Genomic DNA, 16855 nt, shown 5'->3' with positions numbered 1-16855 from the left:
TTAGGGAGAGGGCAGTAAGCCGCAGGCTTACATTCAGGTTCCTAGGTTTCGCAAAAAAATCTTCTGAAAGGTCGTCTGAAAGGTTGCCCCGTCAAGAGGCGGCGCACGCTGAAAACGAGCGAAACAAATTTCGCCAACACGGAACGCTAAAACCTTTTCAAAAAGGAAAATACGATGAAATTCAATCAAATCCATTTATTGTGTATTGCCGCAGCCTTGGCGCTTGCAGGCTGTAAAAACACAGAAGTTCCGTTAAACAGTCAGGTTGAATTGCCCGAAACATTTACGCAGGATGCGGCGGCGAAGGGCGATGCGGACATCGGGGCGTGGTGGCAGCAGTGGAACGATCCGGTGTTAAGCGGATTAATCGCGCAGGGTTTGGCGCAGGGGCATGATGTGAAAATCGCTGTCAGCCGTCTGAACGAAGCCCGTGCCGTGGCGGGGGCGGCGCATGCCGATTTGGGGCCGAACGTCGGACTGAGTGGCAAGGCGGGGGCGAATTACAGCAAAATGGATAGCCCGCTCGACAGTAATGCCAGGGCGTTGCTCTCGCGTTATCCGCAGGCCTCGTCTTTAAACGGCGATACCATCGAGTCCACAGGCACCAGCCTATACGGCGGACTGACCGCTTCGTGGGAGCCGGATATTTTCGGCAAGAAACGAAGCGATGCCGATGCCGCCCGTTATGCTGCGCTCGGACAACAAGAGCTGGCGTATGGCGCGCAAATGCTGGTGGCGGGCGATATTGCCGACAATTATTTCAAAGTACGTGCGGCACAAGGCCGTCTGAAAACCGCTGACCAAACCGTTGCCACTTTGCGGCGGATGGTGCGCTACATCGAAGGTCGGTTTAAGGCGGGACATGTCAGCGGCTATGAAGTGAACGAGGCGAAAGTGCAACTGACTGCGGCGGAAGCCAAACGCGCCACGATAGCGGCGGAATACGCCGCTTATGTGCGCAGTATCGCCGTTTTGACCGGCAACGTGCCGCAAACGTTTACGCTGCCCGAATCGTCTGTCGATGTGTTGGCGCGCCAACCCTCCGCGCCGGGCGGGCAGACGCCTCAAGGCTTGCTGGAACGCCGCCCCGACCTGCGCGCACAGGCGGCTCAAGTCAATGTCTATGCCGCCAAATTCGCCAGTGCCAAAGCCGATTTGCTGCCGCGCTTCACCATCAGCTTTATGGGGCAGGGCGGGCGCATCGGTGTGGACGGCGACCGTTCTCTGACCGGCTGGGCAAGTTTGCTGTCGGTGGGCATACAGACGCCGCTGTTCACCAACGGCCGCATCAAAGCCAATATCAAAGCTGCCGACGCACGCCTTCAGACGGCATTGCTGGAATACGACAAACGGCTCCTGACCGCGCTGGGCGAAGTGGACAGCGCATATCAAGGCGTGGAATCGCTAAGCCGTCAAACCGAACTGCTGCAAACCGCCCATAATCAGGCAGCACGCCATGCTGCCGATACGGAAAAAATGTTCCGCAACGGCTACAAAACGCTGGATGTTGCCCTCAAAGCCCATATCGCCGAAGGCCAAATGCAGGAAAACCTGATTGCGGCGCGGCTGGCAAGGGCGCAGATGCTGGTGTCGCTGTATAAGGCATTGGGCGGCGGCTGGTCGAATTATAGTGGATTAACTTTAAACCAGTACGGCGTTACCTCGCCTTGCCGTACTATCTGTACTGTCTCGGCTTCGTCGCCTTGTCCTGATTTAAATTTAATTCACTATAAAAAAGCAAAAAAGGTCGTCTGAAAAATTTCAGACGACCTGGGTTTGTTAGAAAAATTGAAAATTTCTGATATCGATATAGATAAGGTTGCTAATTAAAAAGGTTAGTGGGTATAAGACTAAATTTGTGTGTGAGGAAGTGGTGATGAATCGATGCGGACCGTATTTAGTTAGTGATATAAGGGAGTTTTAGAAATGAATGAGAAAAGCAGACTGTCTGCCCCATTTTTGCCAAACCAATATCTGGAAAGATTGGGTTAGGATTTTCAATGATGAAATTTTATTATTTGACTATCAGTCACAACATCCCATGCGGGATTGGGTTTTACAATAATTATCTACTGCCAGAGGAGTTGCTCCCCTCCTTCCAACTGAACGATTTTAAGGTGGAATATGGTTCTCTTCCCTGGTATGCGGGAATAACACGGAAGCGTAAAAAAATTATACTTCCTGATAATCTCATTTTGGTCTCTAATTTAAGGGAATATGACTACCCTGTACGTAGTTTATCTGAATACACTTATATCATTACCCAAGAATTTATGCGGTGTTTAGAGGGAATGAAGACAAATATTTTACAAATAAAACCTGTAAAATATATGAATGGGAAAACAAAAAATATCATATCAAATCGTGTTTATTATGCGATGACAACAGATAAGTTAGAACTGGAAGAAGTTGTAAATCTTAAAGAATGTGAATATGAGCAGGTTTATGGAGTTGATGAATTACTCAAAATGAGCATTTTGGATAATTGTGATTACGATTTATTTGATATTAAACATGAGACTAAATGTTCTTTGATTGTTTCGGAAAAATTTCGACAAAAGGCTAATGATTTGAAGTTGGAGTATCTGGAATTTCTGCCTGTTGAGGTGACTAAGTTAATTACAACCAAAGAATGGATGGCTACGGAGATAAATTCTTTGCCTAGATATACCCCTGTTTAATAAATTTTATATGTATTGTTTGGTACTCAAAAAAGGTTGTGAAAAGGTCGTCTGAAAAATTTCAGACGACCTGGGTTTATTAGAAGAATTGAAAATTCATGATATCGATATAGATAAGGTTGTTGATTAAAAAGTTTTAGTGGATATTAGACCAAATTTGTGTGTGAGGAAGTGGTGATGAATCGATGTGAACTGTATTTAGTTAGCGATGTTGTTGAAAGCGGAAGGATTGGTAAGCTTCATGTAGGGGATGATCAAGAAGATATTTGCCAAGAAATCAAAGGTTTTGTATTAAATCCTATGAGGATTTCTAAAAAATCAAAAATATTTTTAGATAATTATGAAAATATAATGTTCTCGTTAGAAAATAAAAAAATAATAGGTATGCAGATAAATTTTGAGAACACAAATGCCAAATCTGTAGTTTTAAATGATTTGTTTTCAGAATTCTCGGGTATTGAAGACTGGCTGAATTTTGCTGAAAAGTGCGATTGGCTATGTGAGAAGAATTCTTCAATATATGTATTTAGAAAAAATAATGTTTTTATCTATGTGAATGATCAGGGTATGCTTCATTTGATATCTGTTTATTAAATTATTGATTTGTATAAATTTTGATTAATGTTTGGTGTGTGTGGGACACGGGTGCAAGGATGCTGGGATTGGGGAAGCATCCGAAGAAGGATCCTGAAGAAACCAAAGTAGGATTGGTAAACAAAAAAGCCTGAACATTATGTTCAGGCTTTTGAAATTTGGCTCCCCGACCTGGGCTCGAACCAGGGACCTGCGGATTAACAGTCCGTCGCTCTACCGACTGAGCTATCGGGGAATGGGGTGCATTATAGCGTCTGAAAAAAAAGTGTCAATATTATTTTTCAGATGAGGCGTAGTAATATTACAAATAGTTGAATGTTAAAAGTATTTATTTTGTGAATAGTTGTGTTTGAAACCAATAGGGCGCAAATGGCAACAGGCGTGGTTGGCATGTCGGGATGCTATTTTGTCTAATATTTGGCGTTGACAAGTTTGCCGTTGCGGAACTCTTGGTGTTGCATTACGGTGCCGTTATAGGCGTATGTGGTGAGTGAGCCGTTGTTTGGTGTGGCGCGGAATTGCATCAGTTGGCTGCGGCTTAAGGTATAGGGGTCTGTCCGCTTCCGACTGTTGTCGCTGTAAAAATCTTGTACGGTATATTGATCGCCTCGTTTGTTTTTCAGTTGACGGTAGTAGCCGCCCTTGACGGCGCTGTTGCTGGGATTGCCGTGTGTATCGAAATAAGTCACGATTTGTTCGTCAATAATATTGATACCGCCAGTGTTGTTTGGGGTGGTTTTATTTTTGTCTAAGGTAATCGGGATGTTGACGGAAGTACCGAGTCCGACATGGTGTCCGATACCGGTTCCTATGCCTAAACCGATGGACATACCAGGCGTGCCGGCGGTGCAGGCGCAGAGTGTGGAAGAGAGAAGGATGAGGGGAATTGAGGGTTTCATGGCATTTCCTCGCTATGAGTATGAACCTGATTGCAGACGGTAACAGAAAGGCGTGGTTTTGCCTCGGATGGGCAATGATGTTATGAAACTAAAGCCGAATGTGGCGACTTTCTTATTGAATTATATCGTTTTTATTCGGTTGAGGACGTTAGCTTTGATTAAGGTGGGAGAAAGAAGCATTAAGACTGTATGGATAATAAGGATATCGGCGTATGGCGGTATGAAGTCGGGAAAATCTGCGATATAGCATATATATAGTGTAGAATGCTGTTCAGACGACCCTTCAGACGGATTTTTCTGCAAAGTAAAAAGGTTAAGAATATTTGGATATTCGCTCCCTATTTAATCGATAACGAATTCTGGAAAAAACAATGAAAACCTTGAAATTTACCAAAATGCACGGTTTGGGCAATGATTTTATGGTGGTAAACGGTATCGGGCAGGATTTTGATCCGCTGACTGCGCCGCTTGCCGAATGGTCCGACCGTTTTAGAGGGGTGGGCTTCGATCAGTTGCTGTTGGTGGAAAAGCCTTCTTCCGATGCGGTGGATTTCCGTTATCGTATATTCAATGCGGACGGCAGCGAGGTGGAGCAGTGTGGCAACGGCGCGCGCTGTTTTGCCCGATTTGTGGCGGATAAAGGTTTGACCGATAAAAAGGAAATTTTGGTGGAAACGGCTAAGGGCGTGATTATTCCCAAGCTGTTGGATAATGGTTTGGTGACCGTGAATATGGGCAAACCGCGCTTTACGTCGTCTGAAATTCCGTTTGTACCGGTTCCTGACGAAGCAGATGATGCTTTGACGCATATGGTGATGGTCGGTTTGGAAACGGTGCAGGTCAGTTGTGTGAATATGGGCAATCCTCATGCTGTGATTGTGGTGGAGGATGTTCAGACTGCGCCCGTGGCTCATTGGGGAGAAGCCATTGAGTCGCACGAACAGTTTCCGGAACGTGTCAACGTCGGCTTTATGCAGATTGTCGATAGGGAATCTATCCGCCTGCGCGTATTTGAGCGCGGTGTGGGTGAAACGCAGGCTTGCGGTACGGGGGCTTGTGCGGCTGTGGTTGCGGGCGTCCGGTTGGGGCTGTTGGCGGAAGGCGTGCCTGTGAAGGTTTCGCTGCCGGGCGGGGATTTGTTTATTACTTGGTCGCATGGTGAGGACGTTTTGATGACCGGGCCTGTTCAAACGGTTTTTGAAGGCGAGTTGCAGTATTCATGATTTGGACGAATTTGGATTTTCTCGCCGTTGTTGCTTATGGGCTGGTGTTTTTTGGATTGATTTTCCGCGCTGAAATGTTCCAGTGGTTTTGGGCTTCGGTTGTTTTGTGGCTGGGCGTGTCGACTTTGGGATCGCAGCTTTTGCCGGGAATGTGGGGGATTACCCATGTCGGTCCGTTGTTTGTCCCGCATTTTTATCTGACTTTTGCCAGTGTGTTTTTCTTTGCTTTTCATTGGAAAAAGCAGGCGGATACTGGTTTTTGGCAGGCGGATTTGCAGCATCCGTTTTTGAGCGTGTTTGCCGTCAGCAATGTATTGATGACTTTGGCTTTTGTGTCGATTGCCGCGATATTGTATTTTCTGATGCCGGGCCGTTCTTTGGCTTTTACGTTTCCGGCTTTGTTGAAACTGTACGCGCTCAAGCCTGTTTATTGGTTTGTTTTGCAGTTTGTCATGATGGCGGTTTTTTATCTGCACCGCAGAAGTATTGCCAAGCAGTCGCCGGCGGTGTTCAGTAAAGCGCAACTCAGACTGGGCTGGCTGATGGCTTTGGTCATGCAGACTTTAGTCACGGGGGCGATAGTCGGAGAAATCGGACTTCATTAGGACGCATCAAGCCAAACAACCAAAAGTTATAAATAAAGAAACATTCGATATTGGTTTTTCAGACGACCTGTCTTTAATATACAGGTCATATCACATCAAAATCTGGAGTAGAAAATGAAGATTGCAAACAGCATTACCGAGCTGATCGGCAACACCCCGTTGGTCAAATTAAACCGTCTGACTGAAGGTTTGAAAGCCGAAGTCGCCGTCAAACTGGAATTTTTCAATCCCGGCAGCAGCGTGAAAGACCGCATTGCCGAAGCAATGGTTGAAGCCGCCGAAAAAGCGGGCAAAATCGGTAAGGATACTGTAATTGTGGAAGCGACCAGCGGCAATACGGGTATCGGTTTGGCAATGGTGTGCGCGGCGCGCGGCTACAAGCTGGCAATCACGATGCCTGAAAGCATGAGTAAAGAACGCAAAATGCTGCTGCGTGCGTTCGGTGCGGAATTGATTTTGACTCCTGCGTCCGAAGGTATGGCAGGGGCGATTGCAAAAGCACAAGCCTTGGTGGACGAGCATCCCGATACTTATTTCATGCCGCGCCAATTCGATAACGAGGCGAACCCGCAAATCCACCGCGAAACGACCGCCGAAGAAATTTGGCGCGATACTGACGGTAAAGTTGATATTTTTGTGGCGGGTGTCGGTACGGGCGGTACGGTTACCGGCGTGGGTGAAGTGTTGAAAAAATACAAACCCGAAGTCAAAGTCGTTGCCGTCGAGCCTGAAGCTTCTCCGGTGTTGAGCGGTGGCGAAAAAGGTCCGCACCCGATTCAAGGTATTGGCGCCGGCTTTATCCCTACCGTGTTGAATACCAAGGTATATGACAGCGTTTCCCAAGTTCCGAACGAAGCGGCGTTTGAAACCGCCCGCGCGATGGCGGAAAAAGAAGGTATTTTGGTCGGTATTTCTTCCGGTGCGGCAGTATGGAGCTCGCTGCAGCTTGCCAAACAGCCTGAAAACGAAGGCAAACTGATTGTCGTGCTGCTGCCTTCTTATGGCGAACGCTATCTTTCTACGCCTCTGTTTGCCGATTTGGCATAATAGGGTTGGGAGAAAATAAGTGATGAAAAAGACCGCTTCGGCGGTCTTTTTTGCGGTCTTGCGGCATGGTGTGGCGCAAAAATGGATTTATAGTGGGATTAAATTTAAATCAGGACAAGGCGACGAAGCTGCAGACAGTACAGGTAGTACGGCAAGGCGAGGCAACGCCGTACTGGTTTAAAGTTAGTCCACTATAAACCACCATATCGTGTAAAGATTGGAATGTAAGGCGAAAGTTGTTGTAATTCAGTCAACAGAAAAAGTCAGATTGATATAGAATTTGGTTATCTGGATAATCCTGATTATAATGGTAGACATGAAAAAATATATTCCCATCTTATTTGCGTTGGCGGCACTTGCCGGTTGTGAGACCATTTATGTCCCAAGCTTGCAAGAAGTGCCTGTCCGTCCGACTAATGTTAAGCCTAATGTTAAAACGACTAAGGGTGAAAAATCTGCGGCGTTCAGTTTGGCTTCTTCGCATTGGAGTGATGTTTCAAAAATCCGCGATGAGGCGACGCGTTTGAGCTATCAGGTCAGCCAAGGAAAAATGACCAAAGTTCAAGCTGCCCAATATCTGAACAAGTTCCGTATCCAGCTTGTCGGCCGTAATGTCGTGGATGACAGCGTATATGAGGTTTATCTGCGTTCTGCCGTTGACAGCCAACGAGGCGAAATCAATACCGAACAATCCAAACTGTATATCCAAAACGCCCTGCGCGGATGGCAGCAACGCTGGAAAAATATGGGTAACAAGCCTTCTAATCCGGCATTTACCAACTTCCTGATGGAAGTCATGAACATGACTCCGTTGAAATAAGTTTCTCATTTCAAACAAAAGGTCGTCTGAAAATTTTCAGACGACCTTTTGTTTTGGATGCTGATATTTATGATGTTTTACGCAGCAGCTTCTCGGTTGCCAGTCTTGCCCGCTCTTTGATGTCTTCCGTCAGATAAGTTTTCATCTGGCTGTACACCAAAGTAATAACGGCAATGTCGTCGCTGAATCCCAAAGGACCCAGCAAATCGGGAATGCTGTCGATAGGGCTGAGGAAGTAAACCAATGCGCCGACGATAATCATCTTGGCGCGTCTGGGGGTGTAAGGGGAGTCCCAAAGATAATACAGCGCATACAACTGGCGTACGATGGGTTCGCCCAACCGGCCTGCAAAACGGGCGAGCTTATTGAGAAAACCCGTTTTATCCAAATTGCGCCTTCTGAATTTGGGGATAAAGTTTTCCGGATCGGAAGAATGGGTGTATTGTTTTTCTTCGGAATGTTTCATAATAAGCCTCACAGTAATTGAGTGGGAAGGGTTTGCCGTAATGCGGGCAAAGTATAAAACGGAGTAAGGCAAAGAAATGTCAGTATAGTGCAGTTTTGTGATAGGCGCTGAAGAGGTCGTCTGAAACATACCGATCGCAGGCGTTGAATGTAATGTTTTTGCAGTTCGATTTATATTCGAATTTTGTGGTTATTGGATTATAAAAATAATATTTATTTCTATTTATATATTATAAAAACAAAGATATTAAGATGGTATTTCAGGGCGTGAAAGCCATATGGAGGTTGCCGAACGGCAGTTGAAGCGGTATTGGTTCAATTATTAATGGATAGTGTTTTGTTATTGGTACAGTTTATGATGTTTTTTGGTAAAATTTATTAGATTGTTTATAAATTAGACTGTTCAAAATCGGATAAAACAGGTAAATTATAGTTTATGTAACTCGATGTAATTTGAGTTATTGGTTTTGAGCTGATAAAAAAATACAGAGGAACTGGCTATGTCCGTCAAACCGCGTCCTGTCTTTTTGGAGATTCCCAATATACGGTTGCCTATACCGGGAATTGTCTCCATCTTGCACCGCATCAGCGGGGTAGGGTTATTTATAATGCTTCCCGTTTTGCTGTATCTCCTGTCCGGTACGTTGAGCCGCGAGTCGGCGTTTGAAACTTACCGTGCCATCGTTTCCAATCCTTTGGTTAAGTTGATTTTAATCGGCGTGTTATGGGCTTATCTGCACCATTTTCTCGCCGGTATCCGTTTTTTATTTTTGGATGCACACAAAGGCCTTGAGCTGAATACTGCGCGCAATACCGCCAAATTGGTGTTTGCTGCCGCATTGGTGCTGACCGTCGTTTTGGGAGCGTTGTTATGGTAGAGCGTAAATTGACCGGTGCCCATTACGGTTTGCGCGATTGGGCGATGCAGCGTGCGACTGCGGTTATCATGTTGATCTATACCGTCGCGCTTTTAGTGATTCTGTTTACCCTGCCTAAAGAATATTCGGCATGGCAGGCATTTTTCGATCAAGTTTGGGTGAAAGTGTTCACTCAAGTCAGCTTTATCGCCGTATTTTTGCACGCTTGGGTGGGTATCCGCGATTTGTGGATGGACTATATCAAACCCTTCGGCGTGCGTTTGTTTTTGCAGGTTGCCACCATCGTTTGGCTGGTCGGCTGCCTGGTGTATTCAATTAAAGTAATTTGGGGGTAAGTATGGGTTTTCCTGTTCGCAAGTTTGATGCCGTGATTGTCGGCGGTGGTGGTGCAGGTTTACGCGCAGCCCTCCAATTATCCAAATCTGGTCTGAATTGTGCCGTTTTGTCTAAAGTGTTCCCGACCCGTTCGCATACTGTAGCGGCGCAGGGCGGTATTTCCGCTTCGCTGGGTAATGTGCAGGAGGACCGTTGGGACTGGCATATGTACGATACCGTGAAAGGTTCCGACTGGCTGGGCGACCAAGATGCGATTGAGTTTATGTGTCGCGCCGCGCCTGAAGCAGTGATTGAGTTGGAGCACATGGGTATGCCTTTTGACCGCGTTGAAAGCGGCAAAATTTATCAGCGTCCTTTCGGCGGTCATACTGCCGAACACGGCAAGCGCGCGGTAGAACGTGCCTGCGCGGTTGCCGACCGTACCGGTCATGCGATGCTGCATACCCTGTATCAACAAAACGTCCGTGCCAATACGCAATTCTTTGTGGAATGGACGGCGCAAGATTTGATTCGTGATGAAAACGGCGACGTCGTCGGTGTGACCGCCATGGAAATGGAAACCGGCGAAGTTTATATTTTCCATGCTAAAGCCGTGATGTTTGCTACCGGCGGCGGCGGTCGTATTTATGCGTCTTCCACCAATGCCTATATGAACACTGGCGACGGTTTGGGTATTTGCGCCCGTGCGGGCATTCCGTTGGAAGATATGGAATTCTGGCAATTCCACCCGACCGGTGTGGCAGGTGCAGGCGTGTTGATTACCGAAGGTGTGCGCGGCGAGGGCGGTATTCTGTTGAATGCCGATGGTGAGCGCTTTATGGAACGCTATGCACCGACCGTAAAAGACTTGGCTTCGCGCGACGTGGTTTCCCGCGCAATGGCGATGGAAATCTATCAAGGTCGCGGCTGCGGCAAGAACAAAGACCATGTATTGTTGAAAATCGACCATATCGGTGCCGAAAAAATTATGGAAAAACTGCCGGGTATCCGCGAGATTTCCATTCAGTTTGCCGGTATCGACCCGATTAAAGACCCGATTCCCGTTGTGCCGACTACCCACTACATGATGGGCGGTATTCCGACCAACTACCACGGCGAAGTCGTTGTGCCGCAAGGCGACGAATATGAAGTGCCGGTGAAAGGTCTGTACGCAGCGGGCGAGTGTGCTTGTGCTTCCGTACACGGTGCGAACCGTTTGGGTACCAACTCCCTGCTTGACTTGGTGGTGTTCGGTAAAGCTGCCGGCGACAGTATGATTAAATTCATCAAAGAGCAAAGCGATTGGAAACCGCTGCCTGCTGATGCGGGCGAGCTGACCCGCCAACGTATCGAACGTTTGGACAATCAAACCGATGGCGAAAACGTTGATGCGCTGCGTCGCGAGCTGCAACGCTCCGTACAAATGCACGCCGGCGTGTTCCGTACTGATGAGATTCTGAGTAAAGGCGTTCAAGAAATCATGGCGATTGCCGAGCGTGTGAAACGTACCGAAATCAAAGACAAGAGCAAAGTGTGGAATACTGCGCGTATCGAGGCTTTGGAATTGGATAATCTGATTGAAGTAGCGAAAGCAACTTTGGTGTCTGCTGAGGCGCGTAAAGAATCGCGCGGCGCACACGCTTCAGACGACCATCCTGAACGCGATGACGAAAACTGGATGAAACACACGCTGTATCATTCAGATACCAATACCTTGTCCTACAAACCGGTACACACCAAGCCTTTGAGCGTGGAATACATCAAACCGGCCAAGCGCGTTTACTGATGCGTTTTCAGACGACCTCCGTATCACAAGGGGTCGTCTGAAAATCAAATACACCACCACACTGAACAGCCTGAACCCATAACATAAAACCATCAGGCGGTTTATGAGAAAAGGAACACTTCTCATGGAAAAAATGAGTTTTGAAATTTACCGTTACAATCCGGACGTTGATGCCAAACCATATATGCAACGTTACGAGTTGGAACTGGAACCTACCGACGTCAAACTTTTGGACGCGCTGGTGCGCCTGAAAGCGCAAGACGATACCCTGTCTTTCCGCCGTTCCTGCCGTGAAGGTATTTGCGGGTCGGACGGTATGAACATCAACGGCAAAAACGGCTTGGCGTGCCTGACCGATTTACGCAGCCTAAAACAGCCTGTCAAAATCCGCCCGCTGCCCGGTCTGCCCGTCATCCGCGACCTGATTGTGGACATGACCCAGTTCTTCAAACAATACCATTCCATCAAGCCTTACGTCGTTAACGACAATCCGATCGATGCCGACAAAGAGCGCTTGCAAACCCAAGAAGAGCGTAAAGAGTTGGACGGTTTGTACGAATGTATTTTGTGTGCCTGCTGCTCAACTGCCTGTCCGTCGTTCTGGTGGAATCCCGACAAATTCGTCGGTCCGTCCGGTTTGCTGAACGCCTACCGCTTCATTGCCGACAGCCGCGATACCATCACCAACGAGCGTTTGGATAATTTGAACGACCCGTATCGCCTGTTCCGCTGCCATACCATCATGAACTGCGTGGACGTATGTCCTAAACACTTGAATCCGACCCGTGCCATCGGTAAGATTAAAGAAATTATGTTGAAACGAGCCGTTTAAGAAATGATGGTTTTTGACGATATTGCCAAACGGAAAATCCGTTTTCAAACCCGCCGGGGATTATTGGAGTTAGATTTGATTTTCGGCAGGTTTATGGAAAAAGAATTCGAGCATTTGAACGATAAAGAGCTGTCCGAGTTTTCCGAAATCCTTGAGTTTCAAGATCAAGAGCTTCTTGCCCTGATCAACGGACATTCGGCGACAGACAAGGAACACCTTATCCCTATGCTTGAAAAAATCAGACGAGCTTGACGTATTGGAAATCCGCCTGCCTTTCGGCGGATTTCTAGGATACGGAGGTCGTCTGAAAATAAAGACCGTGCTGCATAGGCAGCAACGAAAGCCCCAACCTACAAAGGAGCGATAAATATGTCCAAATCAATTAAACTCAACGTACCCAATCAAGAGGATTTAGAACTGCCCGTATTGGAAGCGAGCATCGGTCATGACGTGGTCGATATCCGCGCACTGACGAAAAACACAGGCTTATTCTCATTCGACCCCGGGTTCGTTTCAACAGCAAGCTGCGAATCCAAAATCACTTATATCGACGGCGACAAAGGCCTGCTGTATTACCGTGGTTATCCCATCGAACAACTCGCCGAAAAATCCGATTATTTGGAAGTCTGCTACCTGCTGATTTACGGCGAACTGCCGACGCCTGAGCAAAAGGCAGAATTTGACAATACCGTCCGCCGTCATACGATGGTGCATGAACAGCTGACTTGGTTCTTCCGCGGCTTCCGTCGCGATGCGCATCCGATGGCGATGATGGTCGGCGTAGTAGGTGCATTGTCTGCGTTCTATCAAGACAGTCTGGACATTACGAACCCCGAACACCGCAAAATCGCGATTTACCGCCTGATTTCCAAAATTCCGACGATTGCGGCGATGTGCTACCGCTACTCCAACGGTCTGCCGTTCAATTATCCGAGAAACAACCTCTCTTATTCCGAAAACTTCATGCACATGATGTTCGCCACACCATGTGAAGACTATAAACCCAATCCCGTATTGGCACGCGCGCTCGACCGCATCTTTATCCTTCATGCCGACCACGAGCAAAACGCATCGACTTCGACCGTCCGTCTGGCAGGTTCTTCAGGTGCGAACCCGTTTGCCTGTATCGCTGCCGGTATTGCCTGTCTGTGGGGTGCGTCCCACGGCGGTGCGAACGAAGCCGTTTTGAAAATGTTGGACGAAATCGGCGATGTGTCCCGTGTTGCCGAATATATGGAAGGCGTGAAACAGCGTAAATACCGCCTGATGGGCTTCGGACACCGCGTGTACCGCAATATGGATCCGCGTGCCAGCATTATGCGCGAGACCTGTTATGAAGTGCTGAAAGAATTGGGCTTGGAAGACAGTCCGAAATTTAAGCTGGCAATGGAATTGGAACAAATTGCCCTGAAAGACCCGTTCTTCGTGGAGCGCAAGCTGTACCCCAACGTCGACTTCTACTCCGGTATTGTTCTGTCCGCGCTGGGCATTCCGACCGAAATGTTTACCGTCATCTTCGCCCTGTCGCGCAGCGTGGGCTGGATTTCGCACTGGCATGAAATGATCGGCGATCCTTCGCTGAAAATCGGCCGTCCGCGCCAACTTTATACCGGTTCGGAACGCCGCGATTATGTGCCGGCGGATAAACGCTGAAAATCAGTATATTAATATGTTGTTGGAACTTCATTTGAGAAAGCCGAATAGTTTTTTTAAATAAGTTTGTCTGCAGCAAACGAAACAGATACAAGTAATTTGGCTGGAAATAGGGTAGAATGAAGTGTCATTTCAAACGGCATGGATTCCGTTGAAACACATGGAATTCTACCCTTTGTTTATATTTTAAAGAAAAGAGCTCGCGTCATGATGGATGAAAAACTCAATTTTTCTTATCTGTTCGGTTCAAATGCTCCCTACATCGAGGAGTTGTATGAGAATTTCCTGGAAAACCCCAATTCGGTCGATGAAAAATGGAAGCAGTATTTCACCGACTTAAGCAAGCAGCCCGGTGCGGCGGATGTTGATATCGCCCATGCTCCGATCCGTGAATCCTTCGCCAATTTGGCAAAAACCAAATCGACAGCAGCTATTGCCGGCGGTATGGACGAAGCTATGATGAAGAAACAGGTCGGCGTACTGCGGTTGATTTCTGCTTACCGTATTCAAGGTGTGGGCGCCGCTCAGCTTGACCCGCTCAAACGTATCCCGCCACGCAACATTGAAGCCCTCGATCCCAAATTCCACGGACTGAATGATGCCGATATGGCGGTTCAGTTCAATATGGGCGAGGGCGATTTTTCCGGCCAAAGCAAACTGCCCCTGTCCCAAATCATCAGCAACCTCAAGCAAACCTACTGCGGCCACCTCGCATTGGAATACATCTACATTCCCAATACCGAAGAGCGCCGCTGGTTGCGCAATTATTTTGAGGATGTGCTGTCCACCCCGAGCTACAGTGCCGAACAGAAACGCCGCATCCTGAAAGAAATGACCGCTGCCGAGACTTTGGAGCGTTATCTGCATACCAAATACGTCGGTCAGAAACGCTTCGGCGTAGAAGGCGGCGAGAGCGTGATTGCCGGTCTGAATTACCTGATTCAAAACGCAGGTAAAGACGGCGTCGAAGAGGTCATCATCGGTATGGCACACCGAGGTCGTCTGAATGTCTTGGTCAACATCTTGGGCAAGAAACCGGGCGATTTGTTTGCCGAATTTGAAGGCCGTGCCGAAATCAAGCTGCCCAGCGGCGACGTGAAATACCACATGGGGTTCAGTTCCGACATCGCTACGCCGAACGGCCCGATGCACGTTTCTTTGGCGTTCAATCCGTCGCATTTGGAAATCGTCAATCCTGTCGTTGAAGGTTCTGCACGCGCCAAACAAAAACGTTTGGGTGAAAACGGCCGCGACAAAGTATTGCCCGTATTGATTCACGGCGACTCTGCATTTGTCGGCTTGGGCGTCAACCAAGCGACGTTTAATCTGTCCAAAACGCGCGGCTATACCACCGGCGGTACGGTTCACATCGTCATCAACAACCAAATCGGCTTCACCACTTCCGATACCCGCGACACCCGTTCGACCGTGCATTGTACCGACGTGGCGAAAATGGTTTCCGCTCCGGTCATCCACGTCAACGGCGACGATCCGGAACGCGTTTGCTTCGCCATCCAAGCCGCTTTGGACTACCGTAAGAAATTCAACAAAGACATCGTGATCGATGTCGTCTGCTACCGCAAATGGGGTCACAACGAGGGCGACGATCCGACCCTGACCCAGCCGATGATGTACAAAAAAGTATCGCAACACCCCGGAGCGCGTGCTTTGTACACCGAGCAACTGATCGCAGAAGGCGTGGTAACGCAGGCAGAAGCCGACGGCTATATCCAAGCCTACCGCGATGCTTTGGATAAAGGCGAACACGTTGAGCAAACGACGTTGAGCAACTTCCAACGCACGCAAATCGACTGGAGCAAATACCAAGGTAAAGACTGGCGCGAAGACGTGGAAACCGGTCTGCCCGCTGCCGACATCGAGCGTCTTGCCGAGAAATTTACCGCCGTTCCCGAAGGCTTTGCACTGCATCCGACTGCCAAACGCGTGCTCGAAGCGCGCAAAGGCATGGCTGCGGGCAGTCAGCCGATTGACTGGGGTATGGCGGAAACCCTTGCATACGCCAGCCTGGTCACTAAAGGCCACGGCGTGCGCATTTCTGGCGAAGACTCCGGACGCGGTACGTTCTCGCACCGCCATGCCGTATTGCATGACCAAAAACGCGAAAAATGGGATGACGGCACTTATGTACCGCTGCGCAATATGGGCGAAGGCGCAGGCGAATTCCTCGTTATCGACTCCATCTTGAACGAAGAAGCAGTCATGGCGTTCGAATACGGTTTTGCCTGCTCAGCACCTGATAAACTGACCATTTGGGAGGCGCAGTTCGGCGACTTTGCCAACGGCGCGCAAGTCACCATCGACCAATTCCTGTCGTCCGGTGAAACCAAGTGGGGTCGTCTCTGCGGTCTGACCACCATCCTGCCGCACGGCTACGACGGTCAAGGTCCGGAACACTCATCCGGCCGCGTGGAACGCTGGTTGCAACTGTGTTCCGAACACAATATGCAAATCATCATGCCGTCTGAAGCGTCGCAAATGTTCCACCTGCTGCAACGCCAAGTCTTGGGTTCGTATCGCAAACCGCTGGTGATTTTCATGTCTAAACGCCTGTTGCGCTTTAAAGGCGCGATGAGTCCGTTGGAAAACTTTACCGAAGGTTCGCGCTTCCGTCCCGTTATCGGCGATACCGCCGAGCGTGGCAACAATGAAAGCGTGAAACGCGTGATTCTGTGCGCCGGACAGGTTTACTACGATTTGGAAGCAGGTCGTGCCGAGCGCAAACTGGAAAACGATGTCGCCATCGTCCGCGTCGAGCAGCTTTATCCGTTCCCATACGACGAGGTGCGCGCAGAGCTGGCGAAATATCCGAACGCGAAATCCGTGGTTTGGGCGCAAGAAGAGCCGAAAAACCAAGGCGCGTTCTACCAAATCCGCCACCGCTTGGAAGACGTTATCGGCGAAAGCCAAAAACTGTCTTACGCCGGCCGTCCGAGCAGCGCATCGCCAGCCGTCGGCTATATGAGCAAACACGTCGCCCAGCTGAAACAACTGGTTGAAGACGCAATGACGCTGTAACGCAATACGGTGCGGCGTTCC

Annotated in this window: 17 protein-coding genes and 1 tRNA gene; 15 read left to right on the top strand and 3 right to left on the bottom strand. The window is 48.6% G+C overall.

All coding sequences use genetic code 11. The features are described from left to right. The first annotated feature begins 174 nt into the window (after positions 1 to 174). From HMPREF3277_RS04100 to HMPREF3277_RS04090, 3 genes are all read left to right on the top strand, one after another. Positions 175 to 1755 carry an efflux transporter outer membrane subunit gene (locus HMPREF3277_RS04100; protein ID WP_246830753.1) on the top strand — a complete coding sequence of 527 codons (1581 nt, stop codon included), beginning with the start codon at positions 175 to 177 and terminating at the stop codon, positions 1753 to 1755. 245 nt (positions 1756 to 2000) lie between these two features. After that, positions 2001 to 2681 (top strand): hypothetical protein, encoded by a 681-nt coding sequence (locus HMPREF3277_RS04095; protein WP_070870116.1) that lies wholly within the window; start codon positions 2001 to 2003, stop codon positions 2679 to 2681. A 177-nt stretch (positions 2682 to 2858) separates the two neighbouring features. Then, positions 2859 to 3275, top strand: a complete 417-nt coding sequence (locus HMPREF3277_RS04090; RefSeq protein WP_049224644.1) for a hypothetical protein — start codon at positions 2859 to 2861, stop codon at positions 3273 to 3275. 159 nt (positions 3276 to 3434) lie between these two features. On the opposite strand, the gene HMPREF3277_RS04085 is transcribed toward HMPREF3277_RS04090, so the two are convergent. After that, positions 3435 to 3510 (bottom strand) — tRNA-Asn (locus tag HMPREF3277_RS04085). Positions 3511 to 3685: 175 nt separating this feature from the next. Further along, on the bottom strand, positions 3686 to 4174 hold the full coding sequence (locus HMPREF3277_RS04080) for a NemA protein (RefSeq protein ID WP_070870115.1): 489 nt from the start codon (positions 4172 to 4174) through the stop codon (positions 3686 to 3688). A gap of 371 nt (positions 4175 to 4545) precedes the next feature. Here HMPREF3277_RS04080 and dapF point away from each other — a divergent pair, with 371 nt between their 5' ends. The 5 genes from dapF to HMPREF3277_RS04055 all read left to right on the top strand — a co-directional run bounded on the left by dapF (position 4546) and on the right by HMPREF3277_RS04055 (position 7869). Next, positions 4546 to 5397 (top strand): diaminopimelate epimerase, encoded by an 852-nt coding sequence (dapF, locus tag HMPREF3277_RS04070; RefSeq protein WP_049229889.1) that lies wholly within the window; start codon positions 4546 to 4548, stop codon positions 5395 to 5397. Next, the gene (locus HMPREF3277_RS04065) at positions 5394 to 6002 is read left to right on the top strand and encodes a hypothetical protein (RefSeq protein ID WP_060975101.1); all 609 of its coding nucleotides are present in this window, start codon (positions 5394 to 5396) and stop codon (positions 6000 to 6002) included. The genes dapF and HMPREF3277_RS04065 overlap by 4 nt, the downstream gene beginning before the upstream one ends. Positions 6003 to 6116: 114 nt before the next feature. After that, positions 6117 to 7049: a cysteine synthase A gene (gene cysK / locus HMPREF3277_RS04060; RefSeq protein WP_070321044.1), complete on the top strand. Its 933-nt coding sequence runs from the start codon at positions 6117 to 6119 to the stop codon at positions 7047 to 7049. A gap of 22 nt (positions 7050 to 7071) precedes the next feature. Continuing rightward, positions 7072 to 7230 (top strand): hypothetical protein, encoded by a 159-nt coding sequence (locus HMPREF3277_RS14875; protein WP_168168248.1) that lies wholly within the window; start codon positions 7072 to 7074, stop codon positions 7228 to 7230. Positions 7231 to 7356: 126 nt separating this feature from the next. Then, on the top strand, positions 7357 to 7869 hold the full coding sequence (locus HMPREF3277_RS04055; RefSeq protein ID WP_003755569.1) for a lipoprotein: 513 nt from the start codon (positions 7357 to 7359) through the stop codon (positions 7867 to 7869). A gap of 67 nt (positions 7870 to 7936) precedes the next feature. On the opposite strand, the gene HMPREF3277_RS04050 is transcribed toward HMPREF3277_RS04055, so the two are convergent. Beyond that, on the bottom strand, positions 7937 to 8335 hold the full coding sequence (locus HMPREF3277_RS04050) for a YkvA family protein (protein ID WP_070870113.1): 399 nt from the start codon (positions 8333 to 8335) through the stop codon (positions 7937 to 7939). A 499-nt stretch (positions 8336 to 8834) separates the two neighbouring features. On the opposite strand from HMPREF3277_RS04050, the gene sdhC reads away from it, so the two are divergent. The 7 genes from sdhC (at position 8835) to HMPREF3277_RS04015 (ending at position 16834) form a co-directional block, all read left to right on the top strand. Then, positions 8835 to 9212: a succinate dehydrogenase, cytochrome b556 subunit gene (sdhC, locus tag HMPREF3277_RS04045; protein ID WP_003779309.1), complete on the top strand. Its 378-nt coding sequence runs from the start codon at positions 8835 to 8837 to the stop codon at positions 9210 to 9212. Beyond that, on the top strand, positions 9206 to 9547 hold the full coding sequence (sdhD, locus tag HMPREF3277_RS04040) for a succinate dehydrogenase, hydrophobic membrane anchor protein (protein ID WP_003755562.1): 342 nt from the start codon (positions 9206 to 9208) through the stop codon (positions 9545 to 9547). The genes sdhC and sdhD overlap by 7 nt, the downstream gene beginning before the upstream one ends. A gap of 2 nt (positions 9548 to 9549) precedes the next feature. Beyond that, positions 9550 to 11313, top strand: coding sequence for a succinate dehydrogenase flavoprotein subunit (sdhA, locus tag HMPREF3277_RS04035; protein WP_070870112.1), 1764 nt, complete (start codon positions 9550 to 9552; stop codon positions 11311 to 11313). Positions 11314 to 11437: 124 nt separating this feature from the next. Next, positions 11438 to 12145, top strand: a complete 708-nt coding sequence (locus HMPREF3277_RS04030; protein WP_003678833.1) for a succinate dehydrogenase iron-sulfur subunit — start codon at positions 11438 to 11440, stop codon at positions 12143 to 12145. A 3-nt stretch (positions 12146 to 12148) separates the two neighbouring features. Further along, entirely contained in the window at positions 12149 to 12397 is a 249-nt protein-coding gene (locus HMPREF3277_RS04025; protein WP_049226519.1) for an FAD assembly factor SdhE, read from the top strand. A 117-nt stretch (positions 12398 to 12514) separates the two neighbouring features. Continuing rightward, the gene (gene gltA, locus HMPREF3277_RS04020) at positions 12515 to 13798 is read left to right on the top strand and encodes a citrate synthase (protein WP_045074643.1); all 1284 of its coding nucleotides are present in this window, start codon (positions 12515 to 12517) and stop codon (positions 13796 to 13798) included. A gap of 207 nt (positions 13799 to 14005) precedes the next feature. Beyond that, the gene (locus HMPREF3277_RS04015) at positions 14006 to 16834 is read left to right on the top strand and encodes a 2-oxoglutarate dehydrogenase E1 component (protein ID WP_003766559.1); all 2829 of its coding nucleotides are present in this window, start codon (positions 14006 to 14008) and stop codon (positions 16832 to 16834) included. The last annotated feature ends 21 nt before the right edge of the window (positions 16835 to 16855 follow it).

Source organism: Neisseria sp. HMSC70E02, assembly GCF_001838645.1.
Taxonomy (GTDB): Bacteria; Pseudomonadota; Gammaproteobacteria; order Burkholderiales; family Neisseriaceae; genus Neisseria; species Neisseria macacae.
The sequence above is the reverse complement of the archived record's forward strand: the minus strand, read 5'-3'. Positions and strand labels throughout refer to the sequence as shown.